General features: G+C 39.5%; 15 protein-coding genes. 5 read left to right on the top strand and 10 right to left on the bottom strand.

Going from position 1 to position 18,856, the window contains the following annotated elements:
- Positions 1-129: 129 nt before the first annotated feature.
- From ACSQ6I_RS21370 to rppB, 4 genes are all read left to right on the top strand, one after another.
- On the top strand, positions 130-3,273 hold the full coding sequence (locus tag ACSQ6I_RS21370) for an efflux RND transporter permease subunit (RefSeq protein ID WP_438892333.1): 3,144 nt from the start codon (positions 130-132) through the stop codon (positions 3,271-3,273).
- A gap of 68 nt (positions 3,274-3,341) precedes the next feature.
- Entirely contained in the window at positions 3,342-3,836 is a 495-nt protein-coding gene (locus ACSQ6I_RS21365) for a hypothetical protein (RefSeq protein ID WP_438892285.1), read from the top strand.
- Between the two features lie 49 nt (positions 3,837-3,885).
- On the top strand, positions 3,886-4,581 hold the full coding sequence (rppA, locus tag ACSQ6I_RS21360; protein WP_438892284.1) for a two-component system response regulator RppA: 696 nt from the start codon (positions 3,886-3,888) through the stop codon (positions 4,579-4,581).
- A complete protein-coding gene (gene rppB, locus ACSQ6I_RS21355; protein ID WP_438892283.1) occupies positions 4,578-5,915 on the top strand; it encodes a two-component system sensor histidine kinase RppB in 1,338 nt (445 codons plus the stop codon). Before rppA ends, rppB begins: the two co-directional genes overlap by 4 nt.
- 15 nt (positions 5,916-5,930) lie before the next feature.
- On the opposite strand, the gene ACSQ6I_RS21350 is transcribed toward rppB, so the two are convergent.
- The 6 genes from ACSQ6I_RS21350 to gndA form a co-directional block, all read right to left on the bottom strand.
- Positions 5,931-6,077, bottom strand: coding sequence for a hypothetical protein (locus tag ACSQ6I_RS21350; protein WP_438892282.1), 147 nt, complete (start codon positions 6,075-6,077; stop codon positions 5,931-5,933).
- Complete coding sequence (locus ACSQ6I_RS21345; protein WP_438892281.1) at positions 6,077-6,298, bottom strand: hypothetical protein; 222 nt, start codon at positions 6,296-6,298, stop codon at positions 6,077-6,079. Before ACSQ6I_RS21345 ends, ACSQ6I_RS21350 begins: the two co-directional genes overlap by 1 nt.
- An 89-nt stretch (positions 6,299-6,387) precedes the next feature.
- On the bottom strand, positions 6,388-6,777 hold the full coding sequence (locus ACSQ6I_RS21340) for a type II toxin-antitoxin system VapC family toxin (RefSeq protein WP_438892280.1): 390 nt from the start codon (positions 6,775-6,777) through the stop codon (positions 6,388-6,390).
- Positions 6,770-7,012 (bottom strand): hypothetical protein, encoded by a 243-nt coding sequence (locus ACSQ6I_RS21335; RefSeq protein WP_438892279.1) that lies wholly within the window; start codon positions 7,010-7,012, stop codon positions 6,770-6,772. The genes ACSQ6I_RS21340 and ACSQ6I_RS21335 overlap by 8 nt, the downstream gene beginning before the upstream one ends.
- A gap of 56 nt (positions 7,013-7,068) precedes the next feature.
- The gene (locus ACSQ6I_RS21330; protein WP_438892278.1) at positions 7,069-7,602 is read right to left on the bottom strand and encodes a hypothetical protein; all 534 of its coding nucleotides are present in this window, start codon (positions 7,600-7,602) and stop codon (positions 7,069-7,071) included.
- 187 nt (positions 7,603-7,789) lie between these two features.
- Positions 7,790-9,220, bottom strand: a complete 1,431-nt coding sequence (gndA, locus tag ACSQ6I_RS21325; protein ID WP_438892277.1) for an NADP-dependent phosphogluconate dehydrogenase — start codon at positions 9,218-9,220, stop codon at positions 7,790-7,792.
- 218 nt (positions 9,221-9,438) lie between these two features.
- Between gndA and ACSQ6I_RS21320 the strand changes: the two genes are divergently transcribed.
- Positions 9,439-10,254, top strand: a complete 816-nt coding sequence (locus tag ACSQ6I_RS21320) for a Ycf66 family protein (protein WP_438892276.1) — start codon at positions 9,439-9,441, stop codon at positions 10,252-10,254.
- A gap of 434 nt (positions 10,255-10,688) precedes the next feature.
- On the opposite strand, the gene ACSQ6I_RS21315 is transcribed toward ACSQ6I_RS21320, so the two are convergent.
- From ACSQ6I_RS21315 to ACSQ6I_RS21300, 4 genes are all read right to left on the bottom strand, one after another.
- The gene (locus ACSQ6I_RS21315) at positions 10,689-12,815 is read right to left on the bottom strand and encodes an ATP-binding protein (RefSeq protein WP_438892275.1); all 2,127 of its coding nucleotides are present in this window, start codon (positions 12,813-12,815) and stop codon (positions 10,689-10,691) included.
- Positions 12,816-12,835: 20 nt separating this feature from the next.
- The gene (gene urtA / locus ACSQ6I_RS21310) at positions 12,836-14,095 is read right to left on the bottom strand and encodes an urea ABC transporter substrate-binding protein (protein ID WP_438892274.1); all 1,260 of its coding nucleotides are present in this window, start codon (positions 14,093-14,095) and stop codon (positions 12,836-12,838) included.
- Between the two features lie 545 nt (positions 14,096-14,640).
- Positions 14,641-16,353, bottom strand: coding sequence for a diflavin flavoprotein (locus ACSQ6I_RS21305; protein ID WP_438892332.1), 1,713 nt, complete (start codon positions 16,351-16,353; stop codon positions 14,641-14,643).
- A 204-nt stretch (positions 16,354-16,557) separates the two neighbouring features.
- Positions 16,558-18,276 (bottom strand): diflavin flavoprotein, encoded by a 1,719-nt coding sequence (locus ACSQ6I_RS21300; RefSeq protein ID WP_438892273.1) that lies wholly within the window; start codon positions 18,274-18,276, stop codon positions 16,558-16,560.
- Between the last annotated feature and the right edge of the window lie 580 nt (positions 18,277-18,856).

Here is an 18,856-nt window from a genome sequence, read left to right as displayed (position 1 = left end):
TTATCACTACGCAAAAATAATTTTTTCAGTCATATTTTTCGTACTCCCTTCCTACTGAAAGAATACGGATTAAATGAACCGCAAAGACGCAAAGAGCGCGAAGGAAGAAGGAAGAAGGAAGAAGGAAATATGTTAAATACCATCCTTAAATGGTCTATTGTTCAACGCTGGATAGTTGTACTACTGGCAATTGTGGTAACAATTTGGGGTACATATAATCTGACTCAGATGCCGCTGGATGTCTTTCCTGACTTTGCACCGCCTCAAGTTGAAATTCAAACTGAAGCCCCAGGACTAGCACCAGAGGAAGTAGAAACACTAATTACTTTACCGATTGAAAGTGCGGTTAATGGTACACCAGGGGTAGAAACTGTACGTTCTTCTTCTGCTGTTAGTATTTCTGTCGTTAAGGTGATTTTTAAATGGGGGACTGATGTTTATCAAGCCCGTCAATTAGTAACAGAACGATTGCAACAGGTACAGCAAAAATTACCAGAGGGTGTGGAAAATCCGCAGATTTCACCTATTTCTTCCCCCATTAGCACAATCCTACAATATGCTTTTACTGCGGAAACAACCCCACTCATGGAAGTGCGGCGCTTGGTTGACCGGGATGTTACCAATAGATTATTAGCTGTACCGGGGATTTCTCAAGTAATTGTCTATGGTGGTGATATTCGCCAATATCAAATATTGGTTAATCCAGGTAAATTAAAGGCTTTCAATGTCACCTTAAATGAAGTCACATCTGCGGCTAGAGAAGCTAATGTCAATGCTGCGGGGGGCTTTTTGGTCAATCCAGACCAAGAGTTAATTATTCGTGGCTTGGGGCGCATTGAGTCAATTGAGCAATTGGGGAAATCTGCGATTCCTACGGAGCGCTTCGCTATCGCAGCACGGAACGGAATACCTATATTAATGCAGGATGTGGCAGATGTCCGCATTGGAGCAGCTTTAAAACGTGGGGATGGTAGTTTGAATGGTCAACCAGCAATTGTGGTGATGGTCAATAAACAACCACAGAATGATACTCCCACAGTGACTAGAGCCGTTGAAAAGGCGATCGCAGAAATTAAAGCAGGTTTACCCAAAGATGTCAAAGTCACAGAAACTTTCCGCCAAGAAAACTTTATCGAAGCGGCTATTGAAAATGTTACTAGTTCTCTACGCGACGGCATCATCATCGTTTCCATTATCCTGCTGATGTTTTTGATGAACTGGCGCACCGCTATCATTACTCTCAGCGCCATTCCTTTATCAGTCCTGATTGGGATGATGATTTTGGGTTTGTTCGGTCAGGGTATCAATACTATGACATTGGGTGGTTTGGCTGTAGCTATTGGTTCAGTGGTTGATGACTCGATTGTGGACATGGAAAACTGTTATCGAGGTCTGCGAAAAAACCAAGTAGCCAGCAACCCGATACATCCCTTTAAAGTTGTTTATGATACTTCTGTAGAAGTTAGAGTTAGTGTAATTTTCTCCACTGTAATTATCGGCGTTATCTTTGCCCCAATTTTCACACTGACAGGTGTGGAAGGTCGGATATTTGCGCCGATGGGTGTTGCCTATTTAATCTCAATTTTTGCTTCTACATTAGTGGCCATGACTTTATCTCCGGCGCTATGTGCAATATTACTAGCAAATCGCCAACTACCAGCAGATGATACTTGGGTAAGTGCTTTATCACAAAAAATCTATCGACCTCTTGTTAATTTTTCCATTCGTTTTCCTACAATTATTTTGCTCGTAGCAGGTGCATCCTTGGTAGCTTCTTTAGTAATTTTACCGAGTTTGGGGCGTGTATTTTTGCCAGAGTTTCAAGAACCATCTTTAGTGAATACAGTTTTGCTTTATCCAGGAAGTTCTCTAGAGGCAACAAACCAAGTGGGATTTGCATTAGAAGAGGCGCTAAAGAACGACAAGCGATTTAAAACGGTGCAGTTAAGGGCTGGGCGTGCTGCTGGTGATGCGGATGCCGGGGGGGTGAATTTGGGGCATTTAGATGTGGAATTGAGTGCAGAGGGGTTAAAAGATCGGGAAGGAAGTATTGAAAAGCTGCGAGAGGAGTTTGCGAAGATTCCCGGAGTTGCTCCCAATATCGGCGGCTTTATTTCCCATCGCATGGATGAGGTATTATCGGGAGTAAGAAGTGCGATCGCAGTTAAAATCTTTGGCCCTGACTTAGCAGAATTGCGCCACATTGGTTCTGAAGTTCAATCTGCTATGGCTGGAATTACCGGACTCGTAGACTTACAACTCGAACCCCAAGTCCCCATTAGACAAGTACAAATTCAATTCAACCGGGACGCAGCGGCTCGTTATGGTTTAACTGTTGGTCATTTAGCTGAAATGCTAGAAACTGCCTTAAATGGCAAAGTTGTCTCTCAAGTCCTCAAAGACCAACAATTGTTTGACTTAGTGGTTTGGTTACAGCCAGAATCACGCAATAATTTAGACATCATCCGCAATTTGTTGGTAGATACACCTACAGGTCAAAAAATACCTTTAGCTCAAGTCGCCAGCATTGACTATGGAACTGGCCCCAATACGATTAACCGGGAAAATGTTTCTCGCCTCATAGTTGTTTCTGCGAATGTCTCCGGTCGAGATTTAGGTTCGGCAGTGGAAGAGATTCAAAACAAAGTCAGAGAAGCTATAGAATTACCCCCTGGCTACTTTATCCAATACGGTGGTCAGTTTGAATCAGAGCAACGCGCTACCCAGAATTTATTAGTTTTTGGTGGGTTGGCGTTAGTGATCATTGCCGTCTTAATGTACTTTGCAGTTAAATCTGTGGCTGCAATGCTGATGATCATGATTAACCTACCCCTAGCTTTAGTAGGGGGTATATTTTCGATTGCGCTGGGGGGTGGAATTATCTCTGTGGCTTCCTTAGTCGGATTCATTACCCTATTTGGTGTAGCGACACGCAACGGACTCATGCTAGTAGATAACTACAACGGCAAGATTGCCCAGGGAATGCCTTTACACCAAGTTATTTTTGAGGGATCAACAGAGCGATTGGTTGCTATTTTGATGACCGCTCTCACTTCAGCTTTAGGAATGATACCTTTAGTCATTGGCACAGATGCAGGAAAAGAAATATTACAGCCTTTAGCAGTAGTAGTGTTGGGCGGTTTATTTACTTCTACAGCTTTAACATTGCTGGTCTTACCTGCATTGTATTCTCAGTTTGGTAAGTTCTTGATGCCCAAACAAAATCAGTCATTTATTGAAGATAGTAAAGCAGTAGAAGCAGTATTTGAATAACTCTTATTCTTCGCGTCTTTGCGCCTTTGCGCGAAACACAAATTAAATTCCCTAAAAAGAGTAAATTCATGAAATCACTAAAATTGCGTCTGATTTTTCTAGGAACTGTAGGACTACTTTTTTTGGCAGCTTGTAGTAACGGTAATCAAACAGCTATTACAGAAAATAGTCCAACTGCCTCTACCTCAACTACTGAAACTAAATCTGCTCCAGTTTCACCAGCGGCTAAAACAAATAGTCAGCATGGCGCATCTAAAGGTGGTCAAGTTGTAGAAACAGGAAAATATCATTTAGAATTTGTTGCTGGCAAAGAAGCCAATCAAACTCATATAGATTTATATTTGCAAACAAGTGACAATCATGAAGCCGTACCTGATGCCAAAGTAACGTCTCAAATTCAACTACCAGATGGAAAACAAAAGTCAATTCCATTAACCTATGATGCTAGTGGTAAGCATTATAAAGCAAATTTAGCTGAAAATGTACCTGGTCAGTATCAGGTGAAAATTACGGCGGATATTAAAGGTGAAAAGGTAAACGGGCGTTTTAATTTTAATCGGTAATTTTTTAGTTAGAGAATAGTTATGAGGTCAATCCAAAATCCAAAATTGTATGAGAATCCTATTAGTCGAAGATGAACCAGATTTGGGAGCAGCTATTAAGCGAACTCTTACCCAGCAGAAGTATTTGGTTGATTGGGTACTAGATGGTAATGATGGGTGGGCATATTTAGACAACAAGTGGACACAATACACGTTAGCTATTTTCGATTGGATGCTGCCAGGAATTTCAGGTTTAGAGTTATGTAAAATGCTCCGTTCTCACAAAAGCTCTCTGCCTGTATTGATGCTGACTGCCAAAGATAGAATGGAAGATAAAGTTGCGGGGCTAGATGCAGGGGCAGATGACTATTTAGTCAAGCCATTTGGTATGGCAGAATTATTAGCAAGGTTGCGGGCTTTACAAAGGCGATCGCCCCAATTTCAGCCACAGGAATTAACTGTTGGCAATCTGACTCTAGATTACGGCAACAATATGATTGTTAGTCAAAATTCTGCGGGCAATAAACATGAGATTTCTCTGACTAATAAAGAATTCCAGCTACTGGAGTATTTTATGACGCACCCGAACCAAATTGTTACCACCGAACAAATTCGCAATCAGCTTTGGGAAGTAAGTGCAGAACCAGTTAGTAATGTGGTAGCTGCTCAAATGCGTTTGCTGCGTCGTAAACTAACTAATTGCGGTTGTGAGAACATAATTGAAACTTTGCATGGTATGGGATATCGTTTCAATTTCACGCCATGAATCAGAATAAACTATTTCAGCAGACCCGCCTGCGTTTAGCGTTGTGGTATGCGATCGCTATGGCTTTGATTTTAAGCCTGTGTGGTTTCGGCATCTACAGAGCAATTTCCCATGCCCATTGGATGACATTAGACCGAGAATTGGAGTCTGTTGCAGGAACCTTACACGATACTATTGAACTGAAACTAAAGCAACCTGGTTATTTGGAACCAGTAATACAGCAGCTTTTACCCAATATTTGTGTGGTTGATAAAAGCTGCATTCAAGAGCAATTAAGTTCCAAACGCCATATTTTAAGCGCAATTAATCAAGGGAATTATTATGTACGTTTTTTCGATAATTCAGGACGCTTAATTGCTGTAGCAGGAATTTATCCAGAAGGATTACCTGTTGTTTTTAACAAGGAACTTTGGCAAACTCTCAAAGATAGTCAAGGAAACCTCTACCATCAGATTTCCTTTGTTCTGCACACCCAAGACAATCTTGACTGGGGTTATATTCAAGTCGGCCGCAGTCTGGCAGATGTTAATAGTTATCTTGTGGCTGTGAAACTAACCTTAGGATTGGGATTACCAATCATCATGCTTCTGGTTGGTGTCGCTAGTTGGTGGTTAGCAGGGTTGGCAATGCAACCAATTTATCAATCATATAGACAAATTCAACAATTTACAGCAGATGCCGCACACGAGTTACGGACACCTCTAGCAGCAACACAAGCAACAGTGGAATCAGCACTTTTTATGCCGCAATTGGATGAAATAGAGGCACGGGATATTCTGCAAACTATACAACGTCAGAATCAGCGACTCACAACTCTGGTGACAGATTTATTACTGCTGAGTCGCTTAGATAGTCAACCTGTGCCGATGCAATGTGACATCTGCAACTTGAATGATGTTGTTGATGACTTAATAGAAGAATTTGCAGCGTTAGCGATCGCATCTGGTGTCACGCTAACATCTTCAGTCCGAGTATCAACTGCTTTGGATATTATTGGTAATGCAGATCAGCTTTATCGCTTGTTTTCTAATTTAATTATCAATGCAATTCAATACACACCACAGGGGGGGAAGGTAACTGTTTGCTTAGACCGTAGTGATAATTATGCTCTGATTCAGATTCAAGATACTGGTATTGGGATTCGGCAACAGGAACTAACTCGGATTTTTGATCGTTTTTATCGAGTGAATAGCGATCGCTCTCGTCGTACTGGTGGTTCTGGATTGGGATTAGCGATCGCTCAAGCAATTGTTCAGGCACACCAAGGTAGTATAGATGTGCAGAGTGAATTTGGTAAAGGTAGCACTTTTACAATTAAGTTACCGTTCGATTAAAAATAACTTTATTTATTACCAAGGTCTGAAGAAAAAATCATTAATGATTATGTCGGTATCTATAATAAGTTCTACGATTTTGTTGTAAAGTTTGCAATCAATTTTTGCCCATTCATTAAATTCCTCAAAAGCTTCTGCTTCAAACAAAATTCTTCGTCTCATCAGATGCTTTCCCAATTAAGCTCTACAAGATTGCTCCGATTTTGAATATTTTCGACCGCAGTTAGCAATCTCTTTCTATTGGCAGGATTCTCTAAAATAAAATGGGTTTCATCACTCTCATATACAACAATTTCGATTTCTTTATCTTGAAAAGCAGCTTTTAAGCTTTCTAGAAAATTGTTGTCAAGTTCGTTAGCATTTAATCTATAACTGATGTGCATTCTCATATCTTCCTAATTTCATCAATTATTGAGAAAATCATTATTCGTGTGCAGTACCAAATAACGCACCCTACGAGAACTTATTTTTACTACGGATAGGGCAATAGATTCAAATTTTGAATAAATCTATAATCTCGCTGGTTTTTGCTGATAAAAGGGTAATCGTATATTATTGCTGTAGCTGCTATCAACCCGTCGGCAATAAGTAATCCGTGACTTAGCCGATATAACCGTAATAAATCAACTGCTTTGTCTGAAATAGGCTGGTCAATCCTAATTACATCAAACTGCTGGAGAAACTTTTCTAGGGTCTGCAACTCTATCTTATTAGCGCAGCCAACAATTAGTTCCATTTGGGTGATTATGCTAATTGACAATCTAGAACTTGATTTTAGACTTTGTAAACAATTAACTGCTTCAGAAATACCCCGACCAACATCAATGATTATGTCGGTATCTATAATTGTTGAACTAGTCATGGGTTTTTGACCACTCGTTTTCTCGGAGGTTTCGTACCCAATTCGCACTACCTAAGTCTTGACGATCATGCCACATTCCGATAAACCCATCATTCGTTAAATCAACATCTAGTAACGGAGAGATAGATTCAGTGTATATGTATTTTTGTTTCAAATAGGCAATCAGGCTGACCACTTGATTTTGAGCTTCCGTAGGCAGAGATAAAAATTCACCTAAAAACTCTTGATTTGTCATATTTCACTATCGTTAAACACCACAATACATCATTTATTTTAACGTATTTCAATCAATCAACGGCGATCTGCTTCAAGCGAGTTGTTATCCTGTGGTATCTCTTCATCTATTTTCCACTTAAATCGCAGTCGCTTCACGTTGTTCTCCAAAAATGCAGTCAAGCTTGTAGCATCAGGATGAGATGGTAACTCAGCATCATCGCTACTATAGATCGGTGCTAACTCTTGTTGCTCTTCAGAACCCACAGTCCAATATATTACATCTTCGACTGAGAAGAGAGGAAATGCATTCCTGTTTGGAAATATACCATCATTCCAATCCATAGCAGTCGAGATAGCTTCATCTAAATAAAAAAATACTTGCAGGTCGTAACCTCCATCGGGTGAAGGCAGGAAAGATTCATGACCACCATTATGCCATTGATAAAGTTCAACAATTTCCCTTGGCAGCTTGTAGGGCAACCCTGACAGTTTTTCTTCAATCTGTTGGACTGTTAACCCTGGACGCATCTTGACCTGCGCTAACTCATCTGAATTGTATTGCTGTACCCACGACTCGACAAGTCTCAGCAGCTTTATTAATTGAGACATAATTGATCAAACTTGATGAATGAATATCTATCCAGATTTTACTTGAATTGAGAGGCAGTTTAAAATTAACCCTAACTCTAAAAACTTAGTATTAATCTTACAATTAAGGGCGGGAAAACCCGCCCCTACAGGCAATCTTGCCCAAATGAACAGCAAGAATTAATTGTCAACCTTAACTAGAAGTATCTTACTTCTGAGCTTCAGCGATGGGAACCCACTCAGTGTGGAAAGTGCCTTCTTTATCGGTACGCTTGTAGGTGTGAGCGCCGAAATAGTCGCGTTGTGCTTGAGTCAAGTTTTGAGGCAAGCGATCGCGGCGGTAGCTATCGAAGTAATCTAGAGAAGCACTAAAAGCTGGAACAGGAATACCCAATTTAGCAGCAGTAATAATTACTTCCCGCCAAGCAGTTTGTCTATCCAGAATTGTTTGCTTAAATTCAGGTGCTAATAGCAAGTTTGGCAAAGCTGGATTTTCGTCAAAAGCCTTCTTAATCTTATTCAAAAAGCCAGCGCGAATAATACAACCACCCTTCCAAATCCGAGCCATTTCACCCAGATTCAAATCCCAATTGTAAGTCTTGGAAGCTGTAGATAACAGCGCCATCCCTTGAGCATAAGAACAGATTTTGGAACAATAGAGCGCATCACGCACCATATTCACAAAAGCCTTGATGTCTCCGGTATACTTAGCAGTAGGTCCAGTGAGTTGCTTAGAAGCAGCAATCCGCTCATCTCTGATTGAAGAAAGAATCCGAGCATTTACAGCAGCGGTAATTGTTGGAATCGCTACGCCCAATTCCAAAGCAGTTTGTACAGTCCAACGTCCAGTTCCCTTTTGACCGGCTGCGTCAACAATCAAATCAACTAGGGGTTTCTTGGTTTCTGGATCAACGTAGGGGAAAATATTAGCTGTAATCTCAATCAAAAATGAATTGAGTTCATCAGTTGTATTCCATTCAGTAAACACTTCATGTAGCTGAGTAGGATTAAGTCCAGCCACATTTTTCAGCAAATCGTAGGCTTCTGCAATTAACTGCATATCACCGTACTCAATGCCGTTGTGTACCATTTTCACATAGTGACCAGATCCACCAGGGCCAATATAGGTAACGCAAGGTCCGTCATCGACTTGAGCAGCGATCTTGTTGAAAATGGGGGACAAGTACTCATAGGAACTTTTTGTACCACCAGGCATCAGCGAAGGGCCATTCAGCGCACCTTCTTCACCACCACTGACACCCATACCGAGATAGCGTAATCCAGTAGGTTCTAATTCCTGAGTGCGTCTTTCAGTATCTTCAAACCAAGAGTTACCACCGTCGATAATGATATCGCCTTCTTGTAGCAAGGGTTTAAGCTGTTGAATTACTGCATCAACGGGCTTACCAGCTTGCACCATCACCAAAATTTTGCGGGGACGTTCTAGTGCGGCGACGAATTCTTCTAGGGTAAAGGCTGCAACAACATTCCGTCCTCCTGCGCGTTGCGCCATGAAGGCATCGGTTTTTTCGCGAGAGCGGTTGTAAACTGCAATTGGGAAGCCATTACGCTCAACGTTGAGAGCGATGTTCTCGCCCATAACGGCTAATCCAATCACACCAAAGCTTTGTAGGGTCATAAATTTGTTTGGCTAACTCTTGCAGATCCTTTCTCTTTAAGGGTAATCCGAGATTTTCGCTTCACTCCTAAAGAAGATATTAAGAGTTGATGTAGACGAAAAAGAATCACAACTAACATCAATAATTAATTTTAATTTGTATCTAAGTCAACAATTTAGTCACAAAATTTGCAAAATTAAAATATCGAGTCAAATCAAATAGTCAGGAGTATCCAAAAATGCTGGCATATGTCCTAGCGTTAGTTGTCGGACTTGGGAGTTTAGCCATCTACCTAGCAGCTTTCTTCTTCCCTGAAATCCACCGCAAGAATGATTTTGTCTGGAGTGGTGTGGGGCTATTTTACGCTTTGGTATTATGGATTTTTACGCCGCGTATTACTGGCGGTCTTTTGCTTGGTCATGTAGCCAGTGTAGCTCTGTTGGTTTGGTTCGGCTGGCAAACTCTCTCATTACGGCGACAACTCACACCAGAGGTACAACAAACGCCAATACCCAGTCCTGAACTAGTGAAGATGAGTATACAAGAACAGGTATCTAATTTTTCTGTGCGGGAAAAGCTGGGACAATTACCAGCCTTAATTAGCGGTGTCTTCAGTGGTGTCAAAGGTAAGCTACAGCAAACTATGAGCAAAAAGCCACCTGCACCCATAGATAAACCTACAGTGGAAATTATTGATAAAAGAACTCCTGTTCCAGAACAAGCAAGTGCAACAGAAACACCTCCCGCTGAAGTGGTAACAGTCCCCGCACCAGAGCAACCTGTTGAGTCTATCTCCATGATTGACACGGAAGCACCAGCCGCAAAGGTGAGTGAGGAAGTTACACATGCAAGTGATATCGAAGCTAAAACTGAAAATGTACCAGAAGCAACACCCCCAAATCCTCCCACTCCTGAATTAGTCGCAGAAGCACAACCAGAAACTGGGGAACAACAACCAATTCCTGTTGAGGAAGTTGCACCAGATGCGGTACTTGCTCCTCCAGCAGAAGCACCACCAGAAAAATTACCGCCAAATACAGAAACTGGGAGTTAGAAACTGGGGATATAGGAAAATCATCTGGTTCCCAGTTCCTTTTAGGGAACACCAGAAAATAAATTATCCAATCTTGTGGGATGGGCATACTTCGACAAGCTCAGTACAAGTCCTGCCCGTCCTTGATTGATTAGCGGGCAAGATGCCCGCACCACAAGAAATTTTTGTACATTTTTTTATTTGGAAGTCCCTTAGAGAACTCCACAAAAAAGATGATCCAATTTGTGAAATCAAAACGATTTTTCCTGCCCCTGCCCTCACAAATACGGGATATTTTTTATTTATATAAGTCTCTTATACTCAAAACGGCTATAAATTTGATTTTTTGATAATACAAAGCACAAGTTCAAAGCATCTCCTCGTGAACGGGGAGAGGTACTCTTCGAGACGCTTCGCGAACGCGTCTATGGAGAGGGGTTCCATATTTAGTTAAACTATGAACTGTTTGCAGTATAGTTACCTTTTTTAAGATTTTGATACAAGGGAATAGTAATTATAAATTCTGTACCCTTTCCAGGGGAAGAAATACACTGCAATTTGCCCTGATGTTGTTCAGTAATAATTTTATAACTAATAGATAAACCTAAACCCGTCCCTTTACCTATAGGTTTAGTAGTAAAAAAAGGATCAAACAATAGTTTTTTCAATTTTTCTGGGATACCAACACCGTTATCTATAATGCGAATAATTACTTCTTTGTCATTAATTAATTCCGTGTAAATTTGAATCTGGAGTTTCTCTAAACCTACAAAGTTCTTGATTTTGCTCTCTTCCAAAGCATCAATTGCATTGGCAAGGACATTCATAAATACTTGATTAAGTTGCCCTGTGTAACACTCTACTAGTGGTAAATCGGTGTAGTTCTTAATCACCTCAATCGCTGGACGATTAGATGCAGCTTTGAGACGATTTTCTAAAATCATTAGTGTGCTATCAATACCCTCATGGATATTTACTGCTTTCATTTCTGCCTCATCTAAACGAGAAAAGTTTCGCAGTGAACGCACAATTTCTGTAATTCTTGTAGCACCAATTCCCATTGAAGTCAGCAACTTAGGCAGGTCTGCAATTAAGAAATTAATATCTATTGCTTTTGCTTCATCTTCAATTTCTTTGACTGGGTAAGGATAGTGTTGCTGATAAAGTTTTAGCAGTCTGAGTAAATCTTGAATGTATTCATTGGCAGGAGTGAGATTACCATAAATAAAGTTAATTGGGTTGTTAATTTCATGTGCCACACCCGCTACTAACTGTCCCAAACTCGACATCTTTTCACTTTGAATCAATTGAGAAGCTAGTTGATGTGCCTCCTGCTGCACTTCTGCTAAAACTTTTTCTAGTTGTTCTTTAGCAGTAGTCAGTTCCTGTTCCCGTTCTTGAATGGTTTCAAAGGATGCTTTTAGTTGTGCTGCCATGCGATTAAATGACAGTTCTAATTGACCAATTTCATCATCGCTAAGAACAGATGCTTGTTTCTTGAGATTTCCTTGAGCAAATTCTTGAACTATTTGGGTAAGTTCAATTACTGGCTGAGAAATAGATTTTGCTACTGCAATAGCTGCCAATATAACTAATAAAAGTGTAATAATTCCTAAAAGAATAACAATATTTTGGAGGGTTTTTAAGGGTGTAAAGACTTCTGCTACATCCATTTTTACCAAAAGTCCCGCATTCAAAGAAGGTAAATATCTCCAGGCAGCAATTGTTTTTTGACCCCGGTAATCAATTGTGATGCTATTTCCTTTAATCCCCTGATTTGCTTGGTTGAGTGGGTGTGATTTATTGTTGCTAATATTGATATATCTTTGAAAAGCGGCTTTTGGGTCATGTCTAGTTGGAGCAGTAAAAATTATGCGTTCATCATCTAATGAACCGACAATTGTCTCACCACTTTTGCCTAATCCAGTATAGTCATTAACTACTTTATTAAATTCTTGATTATTCAGTTGCAGCACTACCACACCAATAATCAGATTATTCTTAAAAATAGGGACAGCAATAAAAGCAGTGGGTTCATTATTAGATGCATAATAGGTGAAATTTGATATTTCTACTTGCATTAATGTCTTGGCACGGTCAAATACTTTGGCAAGTTCAGAATCTTTATAAGTTTCTTGATAGTAGTTTTTACCTATTATTTCTTTACTGTTATTTACAGAAAATATAGTATTTCCAGATTGAGAGATTAACAAGATATCAGAATAAGCGAATATATCTAAATAATTAGTAATAGACTGGCGATATTTTTTGTCTATTTGCTGGTATTCTCTAGCATTAATTCCATTTTCGTTAAAAGCTTTTTGATATTTTTCTGTTGCATCAATTATATTTTGCATTTGTGCAATAATTGCCGCATTTTTTTGTTTTTCGTTAATATAAAAATCCAAAAATTTTGCTTTACTGTCTGCAATAGAAATCAAATTATTATCAACTTCTTTTATTAAAGAATTCCTAGCCATGTAATATTGTATGGAGGTAACTATATTCAGAGGTACTAAGGCAATTAATAAAAACCAAAACAGCAGTTTATTAACAAGTTTTTTATTTTTCAAGTCCTTCACTTCCAAATTTAGGTATTGATCTAATCAGTCTTAGGATTAGCCCAGTTTCGATTCCAGCCTTGATAAAGATTGTTTATAAATATTTCCCAGTCAGCTTTAGAACGAGAGATAGGATAAGGTATAGGACGAATTGGTTTACTTGAATTCCAAACAATTTTAAATTGTCCGTCTGACTGAATTTTCCCAACCCTAACTGTTTTCCAGGTATGTTGGTTATTAGCATCTATATATACAACTCCTTCCGGTGCTTTAAAACTTTGGTCTTTGATATATTCCCGAATTATATTGACTTCATCTGTACCAGCAGCTTTAACTGCTTGCGCCCACAAATAAACTCCAAAATATCCAGCTTCAATGGGGTCAGATGTAACTCTATTTTCTCCATACTTTTTTTGAAAGTTTTGAACAAATTCACTATTTTTAGGATTATTAATATTTTGAAAATAATTCCAAACTGCATAATCACCTACCACATCTTTGTTAGGTAAAGATTTCAATTCTGCTTCAGCAATACTAAAGGAAATAGTAGGTATGATATCAGAGCTAATTCCTGCTTGTCTCAAGGCTTTGAAAAAAGCAATATTACTATCACCATTAATTGTATTTAAAATGACTTTTGGTTGAGTTGCCAAAATTTTAGCGATGACATTTTCTACTTGATTACTACCCAAAAGTATATATTCTTCCCCTAAAATTTCTCCCTGTAAGGCGGTTACTTGATCTTTGATGATGGCGTTGGCTGTGCGAGGAAAAATATAATCAGAACCGACTAGGAAAAATCGTTTACCTAAATTATCAAAAGACCACTTTACGGCTGGAATAATTTGTTGGTTTGGGGCTGCACCTGTATAAACAATATTTGGTGATTCTTCTAGTCCTTCATACTGAACAGGATAAATCAATAGATGATTGTATATTTCAAATATAGGTTTTACTGTTTTGCGACTGGCGGAAGTCCAACAGCCAAAAACTGTAACTACTTTTTCTTTAGTAATCAGGTTTTTAGCTTGTTTAGCAAATGTATTCCAATCGGATTTACCATCAACAATAATTGGTTGGATTTTTCTGCCTAGAATACCTCCTTTGGCATTGATTTCTTCAATGGCGAGTAAGGTAGCATCTACCACTGATTTCTCACTAATTGCCATTGTGCCAGTCAGCGAATGAAGAATACCAACTTTAATAGGTTTTTGAGAGATTTGAATCTGGGTATGAGTGAAAAAATATATTGTGAAACCTAATGCAAACGCTACTACTAGAAGAATAATTTTTTTATTCATCAGTTTTTTTAAGCTGTAAACTAACTAGAAAAATCATGGATGATAAATTGATTCGCTTTAAAGATTTTATTCCTAATTATATGTGCATTATTCGGACATCTAGACATACCATGTATAATACACTTGATCATACCGTTTATATTATACATCTTGATTTGATTATGTAAGGGTTACACTCAGGTAGTATCCCAGATTTTATTGATCCAAAAGTGCAAAATTATACCGAATACTAAAATAGTGTTTTATTATACAAGGCTTTGCGCTATCAATGACAATTTTAGGCAGAGCCTCTGTGAGAGCATTCCCAGTCGGAGACTGGGAACGAGATAAATTGTTGTTGCAAACCCTAACTATTCCTATTTTGGTGAAGATACAGCGGTTCTTTGTTGGATGTAATACAATAGAGGGCGGGAAAACCCCGCCCCTACACACTTTGCAATTAAAAACTGTACCTCACTGCTCTGAAAACCGCTGTATAGGACAAAGATGATAAAACCACCTTGCTTATTACTCAAGGCGGCTCTATGATTTATACCGATTGATAATTAATAATGTGTGCCTGTTTTGCGGTGGTTGATTGCTGTGACAGCATCAGGCTTGAGTAATTTACCGTTATCTACGGTTGCATAAACTACCCAATGATCACCGCATTCTAGACGTTGGCCAACTGAGCATTCCAGATAGGCTGAAGCTTCGGTGAGGACTGTACAACCGTTGTCGGCTTCTACTGTCTGGAAGTTAGCAAATCTGTCTTCTCCGGGGGCGAAATTTTTGCGGAAGTGCTTCATGTAGTCTATATGCAGCCCTTCTGGGAGGATATTCAGGGCAAATTTACCACCAGGATACATGAGTGATTCAACCGCGCGGTCTTTTGCGATCGCAACAGTAATACCAGGTGGGTTAAAAGTAGCCTGAGAAACCCAAGCACCCAACATTCCTGTAGAAACTTCTCCTTGCTTGGCTGTAACCACGCACACAGAGCCAATAATCCGGCCTACAGCTTGTTCTGTGGGGGTAGAAGCTTGTTGGGGGACACGGATTTTCTTGGCTTTTTTCAAGCCTTGAGCAAAATCTGTACCGATTTCTTCACATAGTTTCAAGGTAACTTCATCAGGTTTAAACTTCACCTTTAAGGTATCAAAGCCAAACCGATAGCCAGCATCTCGCAGTTTACCTTCAACTAAATCTAAAGCTTCACCACTCCAACCATAGGAACCAAACACCCCAGCCAATTTACTATTGTCACCGGTAGAGAGGACAATACCCAAAGCAGTGTGAATAGGTGTAGGTGCATGACCACCAATGGTAGGAGTACCAATAATCAACGCATCAGCTTTTTCTACGGTGGTGCGAATTTCTTCAGGTGGTGCAAATTCACAGTTAATTGATTGAACTGCAACCCCACCTTTAGTTAATCCCAATGCGATCGCCTGTGCTAAAATCGCCGTATTTCCATAAGCTGAAGCGTAAAGTAACGCTACAGATATTTCCCGATTCTTTTGGGAATGGCTCCATTCACCATAAGCTTTGGTCAATTCAATTAAGCTAGACCGTACCAAAGGTCCGTGACCAACGCCATACATTCTCACTTGCAAATCGGAAATTTTTTCCAAAGCTGCTTCTACGTGAGTTGCATTGGGAGCCATTAAGCAATTAAAGTAGTAACGCTGGTCTTCTTTAAAGCTTTCTGCATTTTCATCAAATGCTTCATCTCCACAAATATGCGCTCCAAATAATTTATCTGTGTAGAGAATTTGGGTTTGTTGGTCGTAGGTACAAAGCGCTTCTGGCCAACGAGGACTAGGAGTAGGGAAGAATTTTAAAACATGACCCTTACCCAAATCTAAAGTTTCTTTACCGCGCATTACCAAAACTTTGATGTGTTCATCTGGGAAGGCAGCTTTTAAATTAGCAGCACCCAATAGAGAAGAAACAAAAGTAATTTGTGGCGCAAGTTCTAAAAGAGCTTTAAATGTGGGTATGCGATTGGGACTAAAATGACCCAGAATCACATAATCCAACTTACGGAAATTGACTGTATTCTGCAATGCTTGGATATAAATCTCTGTGAAAGTTTCCGCAGGAGGGTCAATCAGTGCAGTTTTATCGGCTTCGATTAAATAGCAATTGGAGGTAGTACCTCTTTCAAGTGCATATTCAATTTCAAACCTTAGACGTGACCAACTACGCGCTCTGAGAACCTTTGTATTTGTAGCAATAGGTAGAATTTGTACGTCCCGTGGTTTGGAATTGCTCATGGATGTTTGTTGTGGAGAAAAAACTTGAGAAAACCAATTTTTAGCCGATGCAAAAGCGTTGGAAAATGAATCTGTAAGTTCCATAGCAATTATGAAAGAATCGCCGTAAAATATCTGTGCATTGCAATTCAAAACTTAAAAAATAGATAATTCATAATTCATAATTAGATTCTTAATTACGAATTACGAATTACAAATTACGAATTAATAGTAGTTCCCTACTTTGCGATGACGTACTGCTGTGACTGCATCAGGTTTGGAAACGCGTCCTTCTTCGACCGTGCAGTATAAAATCCAGTGGTCACTACATTCCATGCTGGTGACTACTTGACATTCCATATATGCAAGTGCATCTGTAAGAATTGGAGAACCGTTTTTGGCAATTTGGGTTTTTACGCCGGCAAATCTATCAGCACCGGGATGTAAGCGTTTGAGGAAGTGCTTTTTCAGGTCTTGATAGTTTCCTTCTTCCAAGACATTGAGAACAAAGCGATCGCTCTCTTGGAGTAAATTATCAATAGCCCGATCCTTAGCCACAGCCATTGTGAATCCTAAAGGCTGTATGCTGGCTTGTGTCACCCAGGAAGCGATCATTGCTCCACTCATATCACCTTTTTTGGCGGTGACAATATATAAACCACTGCTAATCCTACCCAACGCTTTTTCCATATTCACGTCGAGGGATTTGATTTGTTTGATGTTGCGTTCTCGCATCACCATTTGTCCCAAATCTGTACCCGCTTCTCCACAAAGTTGGTAGGTCGATGCACCGGGAACTTCTTTAATCCGAATTGCTGGGAAAGCTTCTTTGATTCCCAAGTCAATAAACTTACGACGGAAGGTATCAATGGGTTCATCATCGCCACCGTAACATTCAAATAGTCCTACTACTTGCTTATTTTTGGCAACTGATAATAATGAACTGATTCCAGCTTGAGCCGCAGCTGAGGTAGTTGGAGGCATTCCGATAATAATACCGGCTGCTCTACCTGCTAGTTCTTGAATTTCTTGGAGTTCGGCTATGTTGAGATCGATTACTTCTACTCCCACACCAGCTTTTTGGATACCTTCAGAAATTGCCATAGCCAAGCGATCGCTATAACCGTATTCTGAAACATAGAACAATCCCACCACAGTTTCTGCTTTAGCTTGTCTTTGACTCCAACTGTGGTAGCACTCAGTCAGGATATCTAAGTGATGGTGCAGCAGTGGCCCGTGTCCGTTAGCAATAATGTTAATTTTGCCTAAATCACCCATTCTCTTCATTGCATTCAACAGAGAACGAGCATTGGGACCCATTAAGCAATCGTAGTAAAACCGGAAATCAGCTTCAATTGCTTCTAAATCTTCATCAAAGGTGCGATCATCACAAAAATGCATTCCAAAAGCATCGCAAGTGTAGATGACTTTGGTTTTGCGGTCAAAGCTGAAAATGGTGTCAGGCCAGTGTAAATTAGGCGCACTGACGAATTCTATTTCATGTCCTTTACCAATATCTATGCGATCGCCACTTTTGACAATTCGCTTAGAAAAAGGATCATGTACCAGACCTTCCAAAAATTGCAAAGCTACTTTGGACGCTAAAACAGTCGCTCTCGGTGCTAACTGTAATACATCTTCTACCAAACCACTATGATCTGGTTCTGTGTGACTGACAATTACATAATCAATTGTCTTAGGGTTAACAATACTTTTAAGGGTTTCTAAATACAGGTGACGAAACTTCTGATGAGAAGTATCAATCAAAACTGTTTGTTCACCCCTAATTAAATATGAATTATAGGTTGTGCCATTTTGCAATCCAAATTCAATATCAAAACGATCTCGATCCCAATCAAGAGAACGAATCGCCGTTGTGTTAGGGGCAATTTCTACAGTTTGTATAGTTAATCGGGGCTGAACTTTCTCTGAGATCGCTACCATGATTCGTCTCCGAGTCCAAATAATATTCTTTTCTCTTCACTATTCTCTTTCTAAATTATTTTTAAAGCTGTAATCAAGAATATATTTCAATAATTTTAACTTGTATCAATAAATGCTCTTTTTCAGCATATTTTTTAACTAGAAAAATATACTAATTAGGGAATATGTCTAATGCAATACGACTTAAATATTTATTTTTCTTGGCATAATTTAAAATCCCAAATCCATCATACATTTCCTTGCATTCCTTGACAAATAATTCATCAAAAAGAGAATGCTAAGGAAAGAATCCTTCAACATTTTTGGTCTTAATTTCCCCTATAACTTGTTCCCTTTAACAAGGTGTACTGAGTTTTTTAAGTGCAACCCCTATTCTTTAAGAGGATGTTTTAGAGTGATCCAACAAATAAATAATCCTGCAATGTCATGCTGAACGAAGGGAAGCATCTTTCCAATCGCTTCTAAAACATCCAGGACTTCCAAATAAAAAACCTTCAATTTGTGGGCTGGGTGAGGAAGGTAGTCCGTAACGCACCATAAACTGAAGGGATAATAGTGCGTTACGCTATACCCATCCTAG

The organism is Anabaena sp. WFMT (genome assembly GCF_051781005.1).
Taxonomy (GTDB): domain Bacteria; phylum Cyanobacteriota; class Cyanobacteriia; order Cyanobacteriales; family Nostocaceae; genus Anabaena.
Note: the sequence above shows the minus strand (reverse complement) of the source record. Positions and strands in the feature narration are given on the sequence as shown.